Below are 20,712 nucleotides of genomic sequence, written 5' to 3'. Positions count from 1 at the left end.
CCTGATCGCGCCGACGCCTTCTAAAACAGGGCTTTGCGGCGCTTGGCACGGATGCTGCCATTGGACTGACGACCCTTTCCTGGTCTCTCCCAATCGTTGCGCACGGAGCCATAACAATGAAACGTCGTCCCTTTCTGAAATCCACCTTCGCCGCCAGCGCTTTGCTGCTCAGCGGTCTGTTCCCGTTCACCGTGCAGGCCGCCGAGACCATCAAGGTCGGCATCCTCCACTCGCTGTCCGGCACCATGGCTATTTCCGAAACCTCGTTGAAAGACATGGCACTGATGACCATCGACGAGATCAACGCCAAGGGCGGCGTACTCGGCAAGCAACTCGAACCCGTAGTGGTCGATCCGGCCTCCAACTGGCCGCTGTTCGCCGAACGCGGTCGCCAGCTGCTGACCCAGGACAAGGTCGACGTCACCTTCGGCTGCTGGACCTCGGTGTCGCGCAAATCCGTATTGCCGGTCTATGAAGAGCTGAATGGCCTGCTGTTCTACCCCGTGCAGTACGAAGGCGAAGAACTGTCGCCGAACGTCTTCTACACCGGTGCCGCACCCAACCAGCAGGCCATCCCGGCAGTCGAGTACCTGATGAGCGAAGACGGCGGCGCGGCCAAGCGCTACTTCCTGCTCGGCACCGACTACGTCTACCCGCGCACCACCAACAAGATCCTACGCGCCTTCCTGGTCTCCAAGGGCGTCGCCGAGAAGGACATCGAAGAGGTCTACACCCCCTTCGGTCATAGCGACTATCAAACCATCGTCGCCAACATCAAGAAGTTCTCCGCCGGCGGCAAGACCGCAGTGATCTCCACCGTCAACGGCGACTCCAACGTGCCGTTCTACAAGGAACTGGCCAACCAGGGCCTGGAAGCCACAGACGTCCCCGTCGTGGCCTTCTCCGTGGGTGAAGAAGAACTGCGCGGTATCGACACCAAGCCACTGGTCGGCCACCTGGCGGCGTGGAACTACTTCCAGTCGGTGGAGAACCCGGTCAACACCGAGTTCGTCAACAAGTGGAAGGCCTATGCCAAGGCCAAGAACCTGCCCGGCGCGGACAAGGCGGTGACCAACGACCCGATGGAAGCCACCTATGTGGGCATTCATATGTGGGCCCAGGCGGTCGAGAAAGCCGGCACCACCAACGTCGACAAGGTGCGCGACGCCCTGGCTGGCCAGACCTTCGCCGCGCCGAGCGGCTACACCCTAACCATGGACGCCACCAACCACCACCTGCACAAGCCGGTGATGATCGGTGAAATCCAGGAAGACGGGCAGTTCTCCGTGGTCTGGGAAACCAGCAGCCCGATCCGCGCCCAGCCGTGGAGCCCGTATATCGAAGGCAACGACAAGAAGCCGGATTACGCGGTGAAGAGCAACTGATGCCCCGGGGCCTGGCCCCATTCCACCTGTAGGAGCCAGCTTGCTGTGGTCCGGCACACCGGCGATCGAAGCGACGCGGTTGTCCTGGTAAACCGCGATCGCGAGCGAGCTCGCTCCTACAGAGTCCCTCTTCCAGGACGCACTTATGCCCACTGCCTTTACCCGAATGCTGCTGAGCCTGCTGTTGCTGCTGCCCATGGCCGCGCACGCCGGTGATGCCCAGGACTTTGTCGCCGCCAGCCCGGCCAAGCAGGCCAGCCTGCTGGAAAGCTGGTCCGCCGCGCCGGATGCCGCGCGCCTGCCGCTGCTCGAAGCCCTGCAACAAGGCCGCGTCGCCAGCGACAGCGAAAAAAACGCCTTTATCGAAGTGAATGGCACTTATCAGCCAGCCGAAGGCGAAGCTGTGCCCACTGAAACACCGCGCAAAATGCGCCTAAATAATCGCCTGCGCGGCCTGATCGCCACCGCCATGGCCAGCCACCAGCTGCTGGCCGAAGACCCGGCGCTGCGCCTGGCCGCCGCCCGGCAATTGCAGAAGAGCGCCAAACCGGCGCAACTGCAATTGCTTAACGCCCGCGTCACCAGCGAAACCAATGATGGCGTACGCGATGCCCTGACCCTGGCCCTGGCCAACCTGCAACTGGTCGACAACGACCCGGCCATTCGCCTGGCCGCCGTGCGCCTGCTCGGTGAAACCGGCGACCCGCTGGCCCGCACCCGCCTGGAAACCCTGCTCGACCCGGCCGTGGAAAGCGACCCGACGGTGCGCACCGCCGCCGAAACCAGCCTGGCCCAGGTCAAACGCAAACTGCTGGTTGGTGAACTGCTCGGCCAGGCCTTTAGCGGCCTGTCGCTGGGTTCGATCCTGCTGCTGGCGGCGCTGGGTCTGGCCATCACCTTCGGCCTGCTCGGGGTGATCAATATGGCCCACGGCGAGATGCTGATGCTCGGGGCCTACTCCACCTATATGGTGCAGGTGCTGTTCCAGCGTTTCGCCCCGGAAGCCCTGGCGCTCTACCCGCTGGTGGCGCTGCCGGTGGCCTTCTTCGTCACTGCGGCCATCGGCATGGCCCTGGAGCGCACGGTAATTCGCCACCTCTACGGTCGCCCGCTGGAAACCCTGCTGGCCACCTGGGGTATCAGCCTGATTCTGATCCAGCTGGTGCGGGTGATCTTCGGCGCGCAGAACGTCGAAGTGGCCAACCCCTACTGGCTGTCCGGCGGCATTCAGGTGCTGCCGAATCTGGTGCTGCCGTACAACCGCATCGTGATCATCGGCTTCGCCCTGTTTGTGGTGGTGCTGACCTGGCTGCTGCTGAACAAGACCCGCCTCGGTCTCAACGTCCGCGCCGTCACCCAGAACCGCAATATGGCCGCCTGCTGCGGCGTGCCGACCGGCCGGGTGGACATGCTCGCCTTCGGCCTCGGCTCCGGCATCGCTGGCCTTGGCGGCGTGGCCCTGAGCCAGATCGGCAACGTCGGCCCGGATCTGGGGCAGAGCTACATCATCGACTCGTTCCTGGTGGTGGTGCTCGGTGGCGTCGGCCAACTCGCCGGTAGCGTGATGGCCGCCTTTGGCCTGGGCATCGCTAACAAGATTCTCGAACCGCAGATCGGTGCCGTGCTCGGCAAGATCCTTATCCTCGCGCTGATCATTCTGTTTATTCAGAAACGCCCGCAAGGTCTGTTTGCTTTGAAAGGACGGGTGATCGACTGATGACTATGCCACTCAACCAAACGCTATTGGCGCGCGCCAGCGCCAAGCTCGGCCCGCAGGTATCCGTCGCCATTGGCCTGCTGGTTCTCGCCCTGCTGATCACCATGCCGCTGCTGCACCTGCTGCCGGCGGACAACGCCCTGCATGTGTCGGCTTATACCCTCACCTTGGTCGGCAAGATCCTCTGCTACTGCATCGTCGCCTTGGCGCTCGATCTGGTCTGGGGCTACGCCGGTCTGCTGTCGCTGGGGCATGGCCTGTTCTTCGCCCTCGGCGGTTACGCCATGGGCATGTATCTGTCGCGCGAAGCCGCCGGTGACGGCCTGCCGGCCTTTATGAGCTTCCTGGCCTGGACCGAGCTGCCCTGGTACTGGTACGGCACCAGCAACTTCCTCTGGGCGCTGTGCCTGGTGGTACTGGCCCCCGGCTTGCTGGCCCTGGTGTTCGGCTTCTTTGCCTTCCGCTCGCGGATCAAGGGCGTGTACTTCTCGATCATGACCCAGGCGCTGACCTTCGCCGGCATGCTGCTGTTCTTCCGCAACGAAACCGGCTTTGGCGGCAATAACGGCTTTACCAATTTCAGGACGATTCTGGGCTTCGATATCACCTCGGCGCACACCCGCGCGGTGTTGTTTCTCACCACTGTGGTGCTGCTGGTTGCCAGCCTGTACCTGGGCTGGCGGCTTGCGCGCAGCAAGTTTGGCCGCGTACTCACCGCACTACGTGACGCGGAAAACCGCCTGATGTTCTGCGGTTACGACCCGCGCGGCTACAAGCTGTTTATCTGGGTGCTCAGTGCGGTGCTCTGCGGCCTGGCCGGCGCGCTCTATGTGCCGCAGGTGGGCATCATCAACCCCAGCGAAATGTCGCCGACCAACTCCATCGAAGCCGCCGTGTGGGTCGCCCTTGGCGGGCGCGGCACACTGATCGGCCCGCTGCTCGGTGCCGGCCTGGTCAACGGCATGAAGAGCTGGTTTACCGTGGCCTTCCCCGAGTACTGGCTGTTCGCCCTGGGCTTCTTATTCATTGTCGTAACCCTGTTCTTACCGAAAGGCGTGATTGGCCTTCTTCGTAAAAAAGGAGAGCAATGATGCGCGCCACTCCGGTCCCCGAATTTATGCTCGAACCTGCCTTTGACCCGGCCGGCAGCGGCCGCGATGCGATAGGTGCAAGCACCTTGGCCAGCAAGGGCCTGAACGTTCGTCACGGCACCATCCTGACCCTGGAAGACATCAACGTCAGCTTCGATGGCTTCAAGGCCCTGACCGACCTGACGCTGTATATCGGCGTCGGTGAACTGCGCTGCATCATCGGCCCCAACGGTGCCGGCAAGACCACCATGATGGACGTGATCACCGGCAAGACCCGCCCGGACAATGGCGTCGCCTACTTCGGCGAAACCCTCGACCTGACCCAGATGAGCGAGGTGGAAATCGCCCAGTCCGGCATCGGTCGCAAGTTCCAGAAGCCGACGGTGTTCGAGGCGCTGAGCGTGTTCGAAAACCTCGAACTGGCGCAGAAAACCAACAAGTCGGTGTGGGCCAGCCTGCGCGCCACACTTAGCGGCGAGCAGAAAGACCGCATCGATGAAGTGCTGCAGACCATCAAGCTCGACGCCTCGCGCAATCGCCCGGCCGGGCTGTTGTCCCACGGCCAGAAGCAGTTTCTCGAGATCGGCATGCTGCTGGTGCAGGACCCGCAACTGTTGCTGCTCGATGAACCGGTGGCGGGCATGACCGACGCCGAAACCGAGTTCACCGCCGAGCTGTTCAAGTCCCTGGCACGCAAGCACTCGCTGATGGTGGTGGAGCACGATATGGGCTTTGTCGGCTCCATCGCCGACCACGTCACCGTGTTGCACCAGGGCAGCGTGCTGGCCGAGGGTTCGCTAGAGCAGGTGCAGAACGATGAGCGGGTGATCGAGGTTTATCTGGGCCGCTAGGACGTCGGGTGCGCGGGGCCGCCTAGGCTGTGCGCACCCTCCCTGGCCATTGGTGCGCACGGCGCACCCTACGGAATGTGAGGCATCCATGCTGCAAGTCCAACAACTCCACCAGTACTACGGCGGCAGCCATATCCTCCGTGGCCTGTCCTTCGAAGCCAAGGTCGGCGAAGTCACCTGCCTGCTCGGGCGTAACGGCGTGGGCAAGACCACATTGCTGAAATGCCTGATGGGCCTGATTCCGGCCAAGCAAGGCGCGGTGAACTGGGAAGGTCAGCCGATTACCGCCTTCAAGCCGCACCAGCGCGTACACGCCGGCATCGCCTACGTGCCCCAGGGTCGGGAAATCTTCGGCCGCCTGACTGTGGAAGAGAACCTGCTGATGGGGCTTTCGCGCTTCCCCGGCAGCGAAGCCAAGGTCGTGCCGGAGTTTATCTACGAGCTGTTCCCGGTGCTGCGCGAGATGAAGCAACGCCGCGGTGGCGACCTCTCCGGCGGCCAGCAGCAACAGCTGGCCATCGGTCGCGCGCTGGCGAGCAAGCCGCGCCTGCTGATTCTCGATGAACCCACCGAAGGCATTCAGCCCTCGGTGATCAAGGAGATCGGCGTGGTGATCAAGACGCTCGCCGAGCGCGGCGATATGGCCATCCTGCTGGTCGAACAGTTCTATGACTTTGCCGCCGAGCTGGCCGATCAGTACCTGGTGATGAGCCGTGGCGAAATCGTCCAGCAGGGCCGCGGCGAAAGTATGGAAGCGGATGGCGTGCGCGGACTGGTGGCCATCTGAATGGCGACGCCGGCGCTGCACTTTGCGCATAATCAGGCTTTCGCCCACAGACTCGAGGCCCCGATGTTTTCCCTGCGCCACTCCCTGCTCCCGCTCACGGCACTGACGGGCATCGCCCTGGTGATATGGGCCGGCAGCCAGCCGGACTACTGGATGCTGCGCGCCCTGCCAGCCGGCAGCGAAGTGCCCTACCCGCTGAAACCCGTGCTGATTTTCTGCGCCATCGTCCTGGCCGAATGCGGCCTGCTGCTGGCCCTGCTACGTCCGCGCTCCTATTGCCGCTCCTGGGGCCGCGCGCTGTGCGCCTGCCTGCTGGCCCTGGGTTTGGCACTGCTCTGGCTGCAAGGTGCGCTGCATGCCCCGCCCTACTACGGCATGCATCTGCAATGGTGGCTGGTAGTCAGCCTGGGCCTGGTGCTGCTGACTGCTTACTCGGCAGTTCAGGCCTGGCGGCAGCGCCGCAACAAGGTGGCGGCATGAATGCCCCAGCCGCCGTATTTACCCCCAGCTGGCATGCCGAACTGGAGCTGGGCTATGGCCGCGATGGCGACTGCACGCGGCCAACTATGCGCCGGCATAAAGGCCCGCTGCGGGTGCAGAAGCACCTGTATGCCGAAGGGCCCGAGGTGTGTCAGCACATCATCGTGCATCCACCTGGCGGCATCGCCGGCGGTGATCGCCTGGATATTTCGGCCACTGTTGGCGCGGGTGCCTGGGCGCAGCTGACCAGCCCGGGCGCGGCCAAGTGGTACCGCGCCGCTGGCCCGGCTTACCAAAGCCTCACGCTGCGCGTCGAAGCCGGTGCGACCCTGGAATGGCTGCCGCAGGAAACCATCGTCTACGCCGCCGCCCAGGCTGAACTGACCACCGATATCGAGCTGTTCGGCGATGCCAAGCTGCTCTATTGGGACATCGTCGCCCTTGGCCGTCCGGCCAGTGGCGAGCGCTTCGATGCCGGGCACTTCCAGGCCCAGCTGAATATCCGCCGCGACGGCCAACTGCTCTGGCATGAACGCCAGCACGTAGTCGGCGGCGATGGTCTGCTCGACTCGCCCATCGGCCTGGCTGGCAAACCGGTGTTCGCCACCCTGCTGATCACTGGTGAAGTCGACAGCGAACTACTGGAACACTGCCGCAACCTGAGCACCCCGGTGCGCGGCGACCTGACCCAATTACCCGGCCTGCTGGTGGCCCGCTGCCTGGCCGACGAGGCGCTGCATGCCCGCGCCTGGCTGATAGCACTCTGGCAGCTGCTGCGCCCGGCCCTGCTCGGCCGCACTGCCGTCCCCCCAAGAATCTGGAGCACCTGACCGATGGACCTGACACCCCGCGAAAAAGACAAACTGCTGATCTTCACCGCCGGCCTGGTGGCCGAACGCCGCCTGGCCCGTGGCGTGAAACTCAACTACCCGGAAGCCATGGCCTATATCTCGGCAGCCCTGCTCGAAGGTGCGCGCGACGGCCAGACCGTGGCCGAGCTGATGCACTTCGGCACCACCCTGCTGAGCCGCGACCAGGTGATGGAAGGCATCCCGGAAATGATCCCGGAAATCCAGGTCGAGGCCACCTTCCCCGACGGCACCAAGCTGGTCACCGTCCATCAGCCGATAGTGTGACGCCATGAGTATTTCGATTCGCGATGCCCGCGACGACGATCTGCCCGGCATCCTGGCCATCTATAACGATGCGGTGCTACACAGCACGGCGCTGTGGATCGAAACCCTGGCCGATCTGGCCAACCGCCAGGCCTGGCTAAGCGAACGCAATGCCGCCGGCTTCCCGGTACTGGTGGCCCTGGATGAAGCAGGCGAGGTGCTGGGCTATGCCAGTTACGGCAGTTGGCGCAGCAACGAAGGCTTTCGCCATACCGTCGAGCACTCGCTATACGTGCGTGCCGATCAGCGCGGCCGTGGCCTCGGCCTGGCCTTGCTGAAGGCATTGATCGAGCGGGCAAAGTCGGCAGAGCTGCATGTAATGGTCGCCGCCATCGAGAGCGAGAACGCCGCCTCGATCCGCCTGCACGAACGCCTCGGTTTCGTTACCAGCGGACAGATGCCGCAAGTGGGCCGCAAGTTCGGCCGCTGGCTGGACCTCACCTTTATGCAATTGACCCTGGAGTGAAGCAGCGATGATCCCCGGCGAATACCAGATCCAGGACGGCGAGATCGAACTCAACGCCGGCCGCCGCACCCTGACCCTTACTGTGGCCAATAGCGGCGACCGGCCAATTCAGGTCGGCTCGCACTACCACTTCTTCGAAACCAATGATGCGCTGACCTTCGACCGTGCGAGCACATGCGGTATGCGCCTGAATATCCCGGCCGGCACCGCCGTGCGCTTCGAGCCGGGGCAGAGCCGCGAAGTCGAACTGGTCGACCTGGCAGGCCATCGCCGGGTGTTCGGCTTTGCCGGACGGGTGATGGGCGACCTCTAGTTCAGCCGGTGCGTAGGGTGTCGCGGGGCCGCCTAGGCTGCGCGCACCAGAAACCATGCAGATAGCCGCGGTGCGCAAGGCGCACCCTACGGGAAGATGACCAATGAAGATCAGCAGACAAGCCTATGCCGATATGTTCGGCCCCACAGTCGGCGACAAGGTGCGCCTGGCCGACACCGAGCTGTGGATTGAGGTTGAGAAGGACTTCACCACCTACGGCGAAGAAGTGAAATTCGGCGGCGGCAAGGTCATTCGCGATGGTATGGGGCAAGGCCAACTCTGCGCCGCCGATGTGGTCGACACGCTGATTACTAACGCGCTGATCATTGATCACTGGGGCATCGTCAAAGCCGACGTGGGCCTCAAAGACGGGCGCATCGCCGCCATCGGCAAGGCCGGCAACCCGGACATCCAGCCAGACGTGACCATCGCCATCGGCGCGGGCACCGAGGTGATCGCCGGTGAAGGCATGATCCTCACTGCAGGCGGTATCGACAGCCATATTCACTTTATCTGCCCGCAGCAGATCGAAGAGGCGCTGATGAGCGGCGTGACCACCATGATCGGCGGCGGCACCGGGCCGGCCACCGGCACCAACGCCACCACCTGTACCTCAGGCCCTTGGCATATGGCGCGCATGCTCCAGGCCGCCGACGCCTTCCCGATGAACCTGGGCTTTACCGGTAAAGGCAACGCATCGCTGCCCGAGCCATTGATCGAGCAGGTCAAGGCCGGCGCAATCGGCCTGAAACTGCATGAAGACTGGGGCACCACCCCGGCGGCCATCGACAACTGCCTGAGCGTGGCGGACCAGTTCGATGTGCAGGTGGCGATCCACACCGACACGCTGAATGAATCCGGTTTTGTCGAAACCACTCTGGCCGCGTTCAAGGGCCGCACCATCCACACCTATCACACTGAAGGTGCGGGTGGCGGCCACGCACCGGACATCATCAAAGCCTGCGGTTTCCCCAATGTGCTACCCAGCTCGACCAACCCGACCCGGCCGTTTACCCGCAACACCATCGACGAACACCTGGACATGCTGATGGTTTGCCATCACCTCGACCCGAGCATCGCCGAGGACGTGGCGTTTGCGGAAAGCCGCATCCGCCGCGAAACCATCGCCGCCGAAGACATCCTGCATGACCTCGGCGCGTTCTCGATGATCAGCTCCGACAGCCAGGCCATGGGCCGCGTCGGCGAGGTGATCACCCGCACCTGGCAGACCGCCGACAAGATGCATAAACAGCGCGGCCCGCTTGACGGTGACGGCCCCGGCAACAGCAACTTCCGGGTCAAACGCTATATCGCCAAATACACCATCAACCCGGCCATCACCCACGGCATCAGCCATGAAGTGGGATCGATTGAAGTGGGCAAATGGGCGGATCTGGTGCTCTGGCGTCCGGCCTTCTTCGGCGTCAAACCGACGCTGATTTTGAAGGGCGGCGCGATTGCCGCGAGCCTGATGGGCGACGCCAACGCCTCGATCCCGACACCGCAGCCGGTGCACTACCGACCGATGTTCGCCAGCTACGGCGGCAGCCGCCACGCCACCAGCTTCACCTTTATCAGTCAGGCAGCGTTCGATGCCGGTGTGCCTGAGCAACTCGGGTTGAAGAAAAAGATTGGCGTGGTCAAAGGTTGCCGCGAGGTGCAGAAGACGGACCTGATCCACAACGACTACCTGCCGAACATCGAGGTGGATGCGCAGAACTATCAGGTCAAGGCCGATGGCCAGCTGCTGTGGTGCGAACCAGCCGATGTGCTGCCGATGGCGCAGCGCTACTTTCTGTTCTGAACTAGGGCCCGACCTCCATAAGCCGGGACGGCAAGTCCCGGCTGGGGAACCAGTGCTGAAATATCCGGACGAAGCTGCCATCGCGCTTCATCTCATCCAGCGCCACTTGCCAACGGCTAATCACAGCAGGATCAGTGGCCGGAGAGAATGCCAAATAGGACTCGTGCTGGAGAAAAACCAGCTGCGGCTCGAGCTGATCAGCCGTCATATCGGCGAGCTCCAAAAGAGCAGGCAACGCAATATCGCTAACGGCCAGCATATCGCCACGGCCACTGCGGAACATCTGCATCATCCGCTCAGCAGAGGTCACCGTATAAATATTGCTGAAGCCTTTATCCACTAAGTATTGATAGCTGTACCACGCCCGCGGCAAAACCAACTGCCGCGTTTGCGCCGCAGCAATACTCTCAATCCGAATACCTGAGCCTTTACGGGTATAAAAACGGTTCAGCGAAAGGGAGATGGGGCCCACCCACTGGAACGACTGTTCGCGTTCGGGAATCCGCGCCATGGTGAAAATACCAACATCCGGCGTGACCTGTGCCATGGCATAGCCACGTGTCCAAGGTGCCAACTTGATATGTGTGACATCCCCAGTACGGGCAGCCAATTGATGAACAATATCGGTAGAAAACCCTGTGAGCTGCCCATCACGCGTGAAGTTAAGCGGCGGGCTTTCTTCTGTATAGAGCTGAAGCTCCGCGGCAAAAACCAAGGGCATCGCGGCCAGCCACAATGCAAAAACCAAGGCATACCGACGAGTCAGCACGGCGCGCATACCCCATATAACGCGCAGCGAATCGCCCCCCACTCCACTGCAAAGTACTGCCGTCATTCAAAGCCCTCTTGGCTTGGGTCGGTCATCAAGTGCTAAGGATTATAGATGAGCAATGCTCAAGGACGACGCCGCCGATGTGCTGGTGTTTGCGCTCGTCTACCTGCCAAAGCAATACTGCGTACTCCAGCCCCCAAGATGCGCTGAGAGACAGGTTGATATCACTCACTGCAAGGAACCTTCGCATGAGGGCCTTATTGATTCTCGGCCTGATGGGTTACCTGACGGCAGGACAGGCAATAGCCGAGACGATTACCGTAGCGTGGCGCGACAAAGCGCCTTATCACTACCGAGAAAATGGCCACGAGCTTGGCTTTTTGCTGCTACGTGCCAAGCACATATTTGCCTTGGCCAAGGTTCCAGCGACATTTGTCGAGCGCCCGTCTAAACGTATCTGGCTCGACTTCCAGAATGGCAAAGCGAATTACTGCTCAATCGGCTGGTATCGGCTGCCGGAGCGTGAACAAATTGCCCAATTCAGCCAGCCCTTTCATGTTGACCCTCCGCACATGCTTCTGGTCAACGCCTCTGCATTAGCGCTTATTCAGACCCATAAAACTCTTACCAGCCTGCTGGCAGATCCAAGCGTTACTCTCGGCTTAATCGACGGAGTGTCTTATGGAGCTGATCTGGACGGGCAAATCGCCCACAGCGCCAATCAAATAAAACGCATGACCATATCGCCCGCGAGCATGGTGCATATGCTCGCGGCCAATCGATTCCACTACATGCTGGTCGATCAGGCTGACTGGCAGCACCTGCGCGAACAGGATGACGGCCTAAGCCAGATCGCGGAATATCACGTCAGCGATATGCCTGCAGGCTTGAAGCGGTTCATTGTCTGCAGCAACGATGTCACCGCAGCCACTATGGCGCGGATTAACCACGCCATTACAGCTACGGTCTCGAAACAGAATAACGAGTGGCAACACCACTGAGTGGTCAAAGCACTCAGCGCAACTGGCTGTCTTTACTGCCCCGGCGGTTATAGCCGCTGAATCTGGCCTGTTCCTTGTCGTGCTCGGCCTGGCAGGCCACACACAGGTGCACGCCGGGGATGGCCTTGCGCCGCGCCTCGGGAATGGCTGCGGCGCATTCTTCGCAGTGGCTCAGGCTCTCGCCACTGGGCAGCTGGCTGCGGGCACGCTGGATGGCGTCCTCGATGCTGCTGTCGATCTGCTCCTGTACCGCACCGTCATTTGCCCAGCCACCGGCCATGGCAACCTCCGCAGGTTATTTATGCTTGGCGCAGGTATGAGCCGCTCGCGCCGGGTTTACAAGTGCGGCCGACCAGCGGCGGCTATTCCTTCACATCCATAAAGGTTTCAGCCCAGACGAAATACTCCTCGGGCAGGGTGTATTTCAGCGCCAGCTCGGAAGCGCTGAGGTCGCTGGCATCGACACCGCGCTGCTCGCGCAGGCAGTCGTAAGTGGCCTTGATTGCGGCGAAGTAGGCCCCGTGGCCGTTGACCACGATACGCACACCGAGGCTGGCCAGACGGGCGTTGTCGCGCAGCTTGGGGTTGCCGTAGGTAACCAGCATCAGCGGCACGCTCAGTGGCTCGGCAATCTGTTCCAGGTGGGCGAAGTCCTCGATACCGACAATGCAGATGGCGTCGGCCCCGGCGGCCTGGTAGGCCAGGGTCCGGCGAATCACCTCGCTGACATCCAGCAGGCCGGCATGGGTGCGGGCGATGATCGCCAGCTCCGGGTCGACCCGTGCCTGCAGGGCCGCGCGAATCTTGCCGACGCCCTCGTCGATGCCGATCAGGTCGGTGGATTTGCGTCCAAACTGGGCCGGCAGCAGGGTGTCTTCAAGGGTCAGGGCAGCAATCCCGGCGCGTTCCAGCTCGACCACGGTGCGCATCACATTGAGCGCATTGCCATAGCCGTGGTCGGCATCGGCGATCACCGGCAGGCGGCTGACCCGGCCAATACGGGTGGCCTGTTCGACAAACTCGCTCAGGGTGATCAGGGCGAAATCCGGGGCGGCCAGCACCTGCAGCGAGGCCACCGAGCCGCCGAGGATGCCGACCTCGAAGCCCAGGTCGGCGGCGATGCGCGCCGACATCGGATCGAATACCGAGGCGGTGTGGTAGCAGGCATCGGTGGCCAGCAGGGCGCGAAAGGCAAGACGCAGGTCGTGATGGGAAGCTCGTTGCAGAATCGGCATAGGGGTTCCAGGGCAGCAGTCAATCGGGGTTCGAGACCGGGCAGCGGCAGATCGTCAGACAACCGGAAAATGCAATTTGCCCGCCAACCTATGACCCCGGCCGGCGACGGCTGGGCACACCGCACCTGCTCGGCCATGGGGCGACAGCCCCGTCAGCCCGCGGCGGAAAATCGCCGCATGGCGGCTCGTCTGGCGTATTTCCGCCAAGACGGATGCGCTCACAGCCCCCTAGGGCTCGCCGAGGATCTCCGCCAGCTCGGCCTCACTGGCATGGACGAACCAGCGGCGATGGATACGCTCCAGGCTGCCGTCGCGGCGCATGGCATCCAGGGCCTGCTGCCAGCTTGCAATCAGCTTGCCGTCGGTCTTGCGGGAAAAGGCGATATAGGTGGTATTGCTCATCAGGGCGTATTGCCATTCGACCTGCTCACGGCTCATGCCCTGGCTGGCGAGCATTTCATCCAGAACCAGACTGTTGGCTAGCATCAGCCGGGTTCGCCCGTGCTTGAACATCTTCAGCATATGCTGCGGGGTGGGTACGCCGTAGAGCGTCTTCAGGCCTTGCTCCTTCAACACCTCATAGGAATACCAGAGCTTGGGCACAGCCAGGGTGCCAAGCTGCTCGACATCCGCCAGGCTGCGCACCCGCACCCCTGAACCGCGGTGACTGTAGAAGCTGGTATTGCCGGCGGCGACAGGCCCGACCCAGTGGAACTTGTCCTCACGCTGGGCGGTGCGCACGGTGGGGAACACCGCCGTCTCGGCTTCACGCTGGGCCTGCTGATAACCCCGCGTCCAGGGCACCAGTTCGATGGTCGCCGGCTGCCCGGTGCGCTGAATAAGCGCTTCGACCACCTCGACCACCATGCCGGTCAGCTTGCCATTGTCCATATAGCTCAGCGGCCGATAGTCCTCGGTGTACAGACGCAACTGCGCACCGGCACAGGCTGCCCAGCAGCTCGCCAGTAACAAGGTTGCAATCTTCAACCCCATAGCCATCACTCGACACCTGTATAAAGCGGCAGTGCAGCTCGCCAGTGGATCGCCAGCAGCCCCATTACCAGGCCGGCCGCTGCTATCGCAGGTGGCTCCCGCGCCGTCAGGGCGGCGCGGGTAGATCCTGCAGTTGCTCATATAACTCGCTTAAATTGGCGCGGGTAATCAGGCGCGCCTCGAGGTGAGTGTAAACCGGAGCCTGGGGCATGCCAGTGCGGCGCATCTGCCGGGCCAGTATGACGGCCCGGTAACCGATCAGACGCGCCTGCTGCACCAGCAAAGCGTGGATATCGCCCAGGCGCAGCGCCTCGAGCAGCACCTCATCGCCATCAAAACCTATATGCAGCAACTGCCCGGATTTGCCCAGGCGACGCAGGGCCGCCAGCGTTGCGCGGGTACCGCTGCTGTTGGGGGTGAACAGTCCGTCGAGGCCCGCCATCTGTGGGTTCAGGGTGCGCTGCACCAGCTGACTGTCATCCCCCACATAGGCATCCAGCACAACCTGCAAGCCGCCCGCCTCGGCCCCCTGGCGGAAACCTCGCTCGCGATCGCCGGTCGACTGCAAGCCCGGACGCAGGCGTAACAAGGCAACCCGCCCCCGCCCCTGGAGCTGCTCGGCCATATGCTGGCCGGCGCGCAGGCCGGCGGCAAAGTTATCGGTCGCCACCAGCCCCAGCAGCGGTCCGGTCGCCAGGGCGCGGTCAATGTAAATAGTGGGAATGCCCTGCACCAGCAGTTCCGCCGCCAACGCCCCCACCGCCTCGCCACTGGGGGCAACGACCAGAGCCTTGCAACCGCGGGCGACAAAGCGCTCGATCAGCTGCAACTGGCTCTCCACGCCGCCCTCACGACTCGGCCCGCGATAGAGCACATCGATGTCAAGCTCCCGGGCCGCCTGCTGCGTACCCAGCTCCAGCTGCGACCAGAAGGCCGAGGCCCCCGCAGGAACCACGCCAATGCACTCCCGGGCCCAGGCTGGCGCATTCAGGCACAGAAGCAGTGCGAGCCCCTGCATTGCTCGCCACCACGGATCACGGCTGCACATCAAGGTACGACTCCCAGACAGTGCACGAATCGGGCACCAGGCCAACTGGCACCGCCAACAAGCTCCTTCCTCGGTCAAACACCCTGAAATATCAATTTAGCATCAACCCTTTAGCGGCGCTGACGGATTGCCCGTCGAGACGCTGCCAGAAAAGCGCCACCCCGGCTCGACAATCGCCCCACAGCCGCAGCACTCATACTTTTTCACATTCCAGGCGACCACCGGGCTAGCAGCCGCGGCCCAGGCAGGCGATGATCGGGTTTCTTTCCTGCACGCTGAATGACATGACCGATACCACACAGACCGCCCACGCCACACACAAGCCGCGCCCGCTGATCGATTTGCTGATCAGCATCCTGATTCCCTCGCTGATTCTGATGAAGCTTAGCGGCGAAGCCAGGCTCGGGGCCGATGGTGCGCTGGTGCTGGCGCTGGCCTTCCCCCTCGGCTGGGGCAGCTTCGAGCTGATCAAGTACCGCAAATTCAACTTTATCGCCCTGCTCGGCCTGGTCAGCGTGCTGCTTACCGGCGGCATCGGCCTGCTCAAGCTGGACAATCAGTGGCTGGCGATCAAGGAAGCGGCCATTCCCGGGCTGATCGGTATTGCCGTGCTGGTCTCGACCCACACCCGCTACCCGCTGATCCGCACCCTGCTGTTCAACAAGACCGTGCTCAACGTCGACAAGATCCATGCGCGCCTGGAACAAGGCGGCAATACCGCCCAGTTCGAGGCCCGCCTGCTCAGGGCCACCTACTGGCTGAGCGGCACCTTCTTCTTCTCCTCGGCGATGAACTACGTGCTGGCCAAGTGGATCGTGATCAGCCCATCCGGCAGCGAAGCCTTCAACGCCGAACTGGGGCGGATGAACCTGCTCAGCTACCCGATGATCGCGATTCCTTCGATGATCATGCTGATGGCGATCTTCTACTACCTGTGGCGCACCATCCATGGTCTGACCGGCCTGAAGCTGGAAGAAGTGATGGCCAATGCCGAGCAGGAAGAGCAGCCCTAAGCGAGTCTGCCTGGCGCGCCACGGGTGCTGACGCTCTCCGCCTACCTGGGCCTGTTCCTTTCCGCCCTGGGCGCGGCCACCCTGCTGCCGCTACAATCGGAAAGCGTGCTGGTGGCGCTGCTGCTCAGCGGTGCCTATTCGCCCTGGGGCCTGCTGGCGGTGGCCAGCGCCGGCAATATCCTCGGTTCGCTGCTCAACTGGCTGCTCGGCCGCTACCTCGAACACTTTCGCCACAAACCCTGGTTCCCGGTCAGCGACGCACGTCTGCAACAAGCGCAGCGCGGCTATGCGCGTTATGGCCGCTGGTCACTGCTGCTGAGCTGGGTGCCGATCATCGGCGACCCACTGACCCTGGTGGCCGGGGTGATGCGCGAGCGCCTGTGGGTTTTCCTGCTGATCGTCAGCCTGGCGAAAACCGCCCGCTATGCCGTGCTTGTAGGGCTGACCCTGGGCTGGGCAACGTTCGTCGCGCCATAGGCCATTAAGCGCAGCATTCGCCCGGCGACTCGCATAGAATGCGCGGCCCTTTTTGCGACCATGCCCGCCATGGCGGCCAGCCTCCGGGCCGTCGCTGGGCGAGGTCAAAAAAATCTCCCGGTCATTTTTTCAGGAACAGCGCGCCGCATGACTTTCTCCACCCCCGCCCGCGCCTGCGGCATCGACTTCGGCACCTCCAACTCCACCGTCGGCTGGCTCCGACCGGACGCCGAAACCCTGATCGAACTGGAAGACGGCAAGATCACCCTGCCCTCGGTGGTGTTCTTCAATCTCGAAGAGCGCCGCCCGGTGTATGGCCGCCTGGCCCTGCAGGAATACCTGGAAGGCTACGAAGGCCGCCTGATGCGCTCGCTGAAGAGCCTGCTGGGCAGCAAGTTGCTGAAAAGCGAAACCACCGTGCTGGGCAGCGCACTGCCGTTCAAGGATCTGCTCGGTTTCTTTATCGGCGAGCTGAAAACCCGCGCCGAAGCCGTGGCCGGCCGACCATTCGAGGAAGTGGTGCTGGGCCGCCCGGTGTTCTTCGTCGACGATGACCCAGTGGCCGACCTGGAAGCGCAGAACACCCTGGTGGCGGTGGCGCACAAGCTCGGCTTCAAGGACGTGTCGTTCCAGTACGAGCCGATTGCCGCGGCCTTCGACTACGAGTCCGGCATCAGCCGTGAAGAGCTGGTGCTGATCGTCGATATCGGCGGCGGCACCTCGGACTTCTCCCTGGTACGCCTGGCCCCGGAGCGCCGCGCCATCGCCGACCGCCATAGCGATATCCTCGCCACCGGCGGCGTGCATATCGGCGGCACCGACTTCGACAAGCAGCTCTCCCTGGCCGGAGTAATGCCACTGTTCGGCTACGGCAGCCGGATGAAAAGCGATGCGCCGATGCCCACTAGCACTCACCTCAACCTGGCCACCTGGCACACCATCAACGCGGTGTATTCGGCGCAGTCCCAGCGCCAGCTGCAGAGCATGCGCTACGACATCGTCGACCCGACCGGCATCGACCGTCTGTTCCAGCTGATCGAACGGCGCGATGGCCACTGGCTGGCCATGCAGGTGGAAGAAAGCAAGATCGCCCTGACCGAACAGGCTGCACGGCCCATCGACCTCAGCCGCCTGGAAGAGGGCCTGGTCGCCGAGCTGACCCGCGAGCTGTTCGAAGGGGCCATCGAGCCGCTGCTCGAACGCGTACGCGCCAGCGTCACCCAACTGCTAAGCGATGCGGGCGTGAGTGTGGCGCAGGTCGATACGGTGTTCTTTACCGGCGGTTCCAGCGGCATCCCGGCGCTGCGCCAGAGCGTCGCGGCCATGCTGCCCAACGCCCGCCATGTGGAAGGCAATACCTTCGGCAGCATCGGCAGCGGCCTGGCCATCGAAGCGCAGAAGCGTTACGGCTGAGGCCGTAGGATGGGTTGAGCGCAGCGATACCCATCAACAACGCCAGGCTGATCGATGGGTTACGCCGCTGCGCGGCTAACCCATCCTATAAGAACGCCAGACTGGTTCAGCGCGGCGCGACCGGCTTCTTCGGCGGTTTCTTGCCTTTGCCTTTGGCGGCATCCGAACGCTCTTTGGCCGCCTGCTGGTTGCGCGCCTGAGCGGCGGCCTTGGCCTGTTCGCGCTTGTCCCAGGGATTACCGCCCGCGGCACCGGTATCGCGTGGCGGCAGGCCGGTGTGCTGGGTCAGCAGCGGCCGGGTCTTGTCACCCGCGCCGCGAGCCGCAGCAGCACCGCCGACCTTCTTGCTGCCGGCCGGGGTGGAGTTCTTGCGGCGCGCGCTCTGGTAGCTGTCGGTCGCTGGCTGATGCAGCGGGATCAGCTGGTGCTTGCCCGGCCCGATCAGATCGCTGCGACCCATGCGCTCCAGCGCCTCGCGCAGCATCGGCCAGCCCTTGGGATCGTGATAGCGCAGGAAGGCCTTGTGCAGGCGGCGCTGCTCTTCGCTCTTGACGATGGTCACGCCATCCGACTTGTAGGTGACCTTGCGCAGCGGGTTCTTGCCCGAGTGGTACATGGCGGTGGCGGTGGCCATCGGCGACGGGTAGAAGGCCTGCACCTGGTCGGCACGGAAGCCGTTGCCCTTGAGCCACAGGGCCAGGTTCATCATGTCTTCGTCGGTGGTGCCTGGGTGCGCGGCGATAAAGTAGGGGATCAGGTACTGCTCTTTGCCCGCCTCTTTCGAGTACTTCTCGAACATGCGCTTGAACTTGTCATAGCTGCCAATGCCCGGCTTCATCATCTGATTGAGCGGGCCTTCCTCGGTGTGCTCCGGAGCGATCTTCAGGTAGCCACCGACATGGTGGGTGACCAGTTCCTTCACGTACTCCGGCGACTCGACGGCGAGGTCATAACGCAGCCCCGAGGCGATCAGGATCTTCTTCACCCCCGGCAGCGCGCGGGCCGAGCGATACAACTGGATCAGCGCCGAGTGATCGGTGTTGAGGTTTTCGCAGATACCGGGGAATACGCAGGACGGCTTGCGGCAGGCGGATTCGATCTCCGGGCTCTTGCAGGCGATGCGGTACATATTGGCAGTCGGCCCGCCAAGGTCGGAAATCACCCCGGTAAAACCCGGTACCTTGTCGCGAATCTCTTCGATCTCGCGGATGATCGACTCTTCCGAACGGTTCTGGATGATCCGCCCTTCGTGCTCGGTGATCGAGCAGAAGGTGCAGCCGCCGAAGCAGCCGCGCATGATATTGACCGAGAAGCGGATCATCTCGTAGGCCGGGATTTTCTCCTTGCCATAGGCCGGGTGCGGCACCCGCGCGTAGGGCATGCCGAACACGTAATCCATTTCCTCGGTGGTCATGGGGATGGGTGGCGGGTTGAACCACACATCCACCTCGCCATGCTTCTGCACCAGGGCGCGGGCGTTGCCCGGGTTGGTTTCCAGGTGCAGCACGCGGTTGGCGTGGGCGTAGAGTACCGAGTCGGCGCGCACCTTCTCGAACGAGGGCAGGCGGATCACCGTCTTGTCACGCTCCAGACGCGGGTGCGGCAGCAGCTGCACCACCTTGGCTTCATTGGGGTCGTCTACAGGTCCCTTTTCCTGCTCGATGGCGCAGGCGGCGGTGTCCTGGGTGTTCACATAGGGGTTGATGATCTTGTCGATCTTGCCCGGCCGGTCGATACGGCTGGAGTCGATCTCCAGCCAGCCGGCGGGGGTGTCGCGGCGGATAAAGGCGGTGCCGCGCACATCGGTGATGTCTTCGATCTTGTGGCCATAGGACAGGCGCTGAGCCACTTCGACTATGGCCCGCTCGGCGTTGCCGTACAGCAGGATATCGGCGCAGGCGTCGATCAGGATCGAATGGCGGACCTTGTCCTGCCAGTAGTCGTAGTGAGCGATGCGGCGCAGCGATGCTTCGATGCCGCCGAGGACGATCGGCACATGCTTGTAGGCTTCCTTGCAGCGCTGGCTATACACCAGGCTGGCGCGATCCGGACGCTTGCCGGCCAGGCCGCCCGGGGTATAGGCGTCGTCGCTGCGGATCTTCTTGTCCGCGGTGTAGCGGTTGATCATCGAGTCCATGTTGCCGGCGGCGACACCGAAGAACAGGTTCGGCTCGCCGAGCTTCATGAAGTCGTCTTTGCTGGTCCAGTCCGGCTGGGCAATGATGCCCACGCGAAACCCCTGAGATTCGAGCAGCCGGCCGATAATCGCCATGCCGAACGACGGATGATCGACGTAGGCATCGCCGGTGACGATGATGATGTCGCAGCTGTCCCAGCCAAGCTGATCCATCTCTTCCCGGCTCATGGGCAGGAAAGGGGCCGGCCCGAAGCACTCGGCCCAGTATTTTGGATAATCGAATAACGGCTTGGCTGCTTGCATGGGGATGACCGGCGCTGGCTACAGGAACGAAAAATCGCGGGCGCGGAATATAGCACAATTTTTAACCAAACCCGACCCGTTCACTCGGACTTTTACCGCCCTTCATCCCTCATTCACCCGCCTGCGCCCCTATCCAAAAATGGGCGGGCGCGGCCAGGCACTGCAGTTATTGGGTCGTTTGGCAGCACACCGTCCAAGGCGGGAAACAGCGCAGCGCACAAGTTCGCCGCCGCCAAACTTTGGATCAATGG

General features: G+C 62.9%; 21 protein-coding genes. 15 read left to right on the top strand and 6 right to left on the bottom strand.

Features of this window, described 5'->3' with window-relative positions; all coding sequences use genetic code 11:
- Nucleotides 1-116 precede the first annotated feature (116 nt).
- The 11 genes from urtA to ureC all read left to right on the top strand — a co-directional run bounded on the left by urtA (nt 117) and on the right by ureC (nt 10,069).
- Nucleotides 117-1,385, top strand: a complete 1,269-nt coding sequence (gene urtA, locus WMW70_RS02460; protein WP_341435927.1) for an urea ABC transporter substrate-binding protein — start codon at nt 117-119, stop codon at nt 1,383-1,385.
- Between the two features lie 145 nt (nt 1,386-1,530).
- The gene (gene urtB / locus WMW70_RS02455; protein WP_341435926.1) at nt 1,531-3,102 is read left to right on the top strand and encodes an urea ABC transporter permease subunit UrtB; all 1,572 of its coding nucleotides are present in this window, start codon (nt 1,531-1,533) and stop codon (nt 3,100-3,102) included.
- The gene (gene urtC / locus WMW70_RS02450) at nt 3,102-4,193 is read left to right on the top strand and encodes an urea ABC transporter permease subunit UrtC (RefSeq protein WP_341435925.1); all 1,092 of its coding nucleotides are present in this window, start codon (nt 3,102-3,104) and stop codon (nt 4,191-4,193) included. The genes urtB and urtC overlap by 1 nt, the downstream gene beginning before the upstream one ends.
- A complete protein-coding gene (gene urtD / locus WMW70_RS02445) occupies nt 4,193-5,044 on the top strand; it encodes an urea ABC transporter ATP-binding protein UrtD (RefSeq protein WP_341435924.1) in 852 nt (283 codons plus the stop codon). The genes urtC and urtD overlap by 1 nt, the downstream gene beginning before the upstream one ends.
- A gap of 88 nt (nt 5,045-5,132) precedes the next feature.
- Nucleotides 5,133-5,831 (top strand): urea ABC transporter ATP-binding subunit UrtE, encoded by a 699-nt coding sequence (gene urtE / locus WMW70_RS02440; protein WP_341435923.1) that lies wholly within the window; start codon nt 5,133-5,135, stop codon nt 5,829-5,831.
- Nucleotides 5,832-5,894: 63 nt separating this feature from the next.
- Nucleotides 5,895-6,311 carry a hypothetical protein gene (locus tag WMW70_RS02435; protein WP_341435922.1) on the top strand — a complete coding sequence of 139 codons (417 nt, stop codon included), beginning with the start codon at nt 5,895-5,897 and terminating at the stop codon, nt 6,309-6,311.
- Nucleotides 6,308-7,141: an urease accessory protein UreD gene (locus WMW70_RS02430; RefSeq protein ID WP_341435921.1), complete on the top strand. Its 834-nt coding sequence runs from the start codon at nt 6,308-6,310 to the stop codon at nt 7,139-7,141. Before WMW70_RS02435 ends, WMW70_RS02430 begins: the two co-directional genes overlap by 4 nt.
- Before the next feature lie 3 nt (nt 7,142-7,144).
- Complete coding sequence (ureA, locus tag WMW70_RS02425; protein ID WP_341435920.1) at nt 7,145-7,447, top strand: urease subunit gamma; 303 nt, start codon at nt 7,145-7,147, stop codon at nt 7,445-7,447.
- A 4-nt stretch (nt 7,448-7,451) separates the two neighbouring features.
- A complete protein-coding gene (locus WMW70_RS02420) occupies nt 7,452-7,952 on the top strand; it encodes a GNAT family N-acetyltransferase (protein ID WP_341435919.1) in 501 nt (166 codons plus the stop codon).
- Nucleotides 7,953-7,959: 7 nt separating this feature from the next.
- Entirely contained in the window at nt 7,960-8,265 is a 306-nt protein-coding gene (locus tag WMW70_RS02415) for an urease subunit beta (protein WP_341435918.1), read from the top strand.
- A 103-nt stretch (nt 8,266-8,368) separates the two neighbouring features.
- Nucleotides 8,369-10,069 (top strand): urease subunit alpha, encoded by a 1,701-nt coding sequence (gene ureC, locus WMW70_RS02410; RefSeq protein ID WP_341435917.1) that lies wholly within the window; start codon nt 8,369-8,371, stop codon nt 10,067-10,069.
- 1 nt (nt 10,070) lies between these two features.
- On the opposite strand, the gene WMW70_RS02405 is transcribed toward ureC, so the two are convergent.
- On the bottom strand, nt 10,071-10,904 hold the full coding sequence (locus WMW70_RS02405; RefSeq protein ID WP_341435916.1) for a substrate-binding periplasmic protein: 834 nt from the start codon (nt 10,902-10,904) through the stop codon (nt 10,071-10,073).
- 185 nt (nt 10,905-11,089) lie between these two features.
- Here WMW70_RS02405 and WMW70_RS02400 point away from each other — a divergent pair, with 185 nt between their 5' ends.
- Complete coding sequence (locus tag WMW70_RS02400; protein ID WP_341435915.1) at nt 11,090-11,842, top strand: transporter substrate-binding domain-containing protein; 753 nt, start codon at nt 11,090-11,092, stop codon at nt 11,840-11,842.
- Nucleotides 11,843-11,855: 13 nt separating this feature from the next.
- Here WMW70_RS02400 and WMW70_RS02395 read toward each other — a convergent pair whose 3' ends face one another.
- The 4 genes from WMW70_RS02395 to WMW70_RS02380 form a co-directional block, all read right to left on the bottom strand.
- On the bottom strand, nt 11,856-12,122 hold the full coding sequence (locus WMW70_RS02395; RefSeq protein WP_341435914.1) for a DksA/TraR family C4-type zinc finger protein: 267 nt from the start codon (nt 12,120-12,122) through the stop codon (nt 11,856-11,858).
- Nucleotides 12,123-12,204: 82 nt separating this feature from the next.
- Nucleotides 12,205-13,068, bottom strand: a complete 864-nt coding sequence (locus tag WMW70_RS02390) for an isocitrate lyase/PEP mutase family protein (protein ID WP_341436536.1) — start codon at nt 13,066-13,068, stop codon at nt 12,205-12,207.
- Between the two features lie 237 nt (nt 13,069-13,305).
- Nucleotides 13,306-14,070, bottom strand: a complete 765-nt coding sequence (locus tag WMW70_RS02385) for a substrate-binding periplasmic protein (protein WP_341435913.1) — start codon at nt 14,068-14,070, stop codon at nt 13,306-13,308.
- Between the two features lie 106 nt (nt 14,071-14,176).
- The gene (locus WMW70_RS02380) at nt 14,177-15,088 is read right to left on the bottom strand and encodes a substrate-binding domain-containing protein (protein WP_341435912.1); all 912 of its coding nucleotides are present in this window, start codon (nt 15,086-15,088) and stop codon (nt 14,177-14,179) included.
- Nucleotides 15,089-15,402: 314 nt separating this feature from the next.
- Between WMW70_RS02380 and WMW70_RS02375 the strand changes: the two genes are divergently transcribed.
- The 3 genes from WMW70_RS02375 to WMW70_RS02365 all read left to right on the top strand — a co-directional run bounded on the left by WMW70_RS02375 (nt 15,403) and on the right by WMW70_RS02365 (nt 18,021).
- Complete coding sequence (locus WMW70_RS02375) at nt 15,403-16,131, top strand: VC0807 family protein (protein ID WP_341435911.1); 729 nt, start codon at nt 15,403-15,405, stop codon at nt 16,129-16,131.
- Between the two features lie 24 nt (nt 16,132-16,155).
- Nucleotides 16,156-16,608 (top strand): YqaA family protein, encoded by a 453-nt coding sequence (locus tag WMW70_RS02370; RefSeq protein WP_341435910.1) that lies wholly within the window; start codon nt 16,156-16,158, stop codon nt 16,606-16,608.
- Between the two features lie 147 nt (nt 16,609-16,755).
- Complete coding sequence (locus WMW70_RS02365; protein WP_341435909.1) at nt 16,756-18,021, top strand: Hsp70 family protein; 1,266 nt, start codon at nt 16,756-16,758, stop codon at nt 18,019-18,021.
- A 106-nt stretch (nt 18,022-18,127) separates the two neighbouring features.
- Here WMW70_RS02365 and WMW70_RS02360 read toward each other — a convergent pair whose 3' ends face one another.
- On the bottom strand, nt 18,128-20,461 hold the full coding sequence (locus WMW70_RS02360; protein ID WP_341435908.1) for a YgiQ family radical SAM protein: 2,334 nt from the start codon (nt 20,459-20,461) through the stop codon (nt 18,128-18,130).
- Nucleotides 20,462-20,712 lie beyond the last annotated feature (251 nt).

Source organism: Pseudomonas sp. XK-1 (genome assembly GCF_038069885.1).
Classification (GTDB): domain Bacteria; phylum Pseudomonadota; class Gammaproteobacteria; order Pseudomonadales; family Pseudomonadaceae; genus Aquipseudomonas.
The sequence above is the reverse complement of the archived record's forward strand: the minus strand, read 5'-3'. Positions and strand labels throughout refer to the sequence as shown.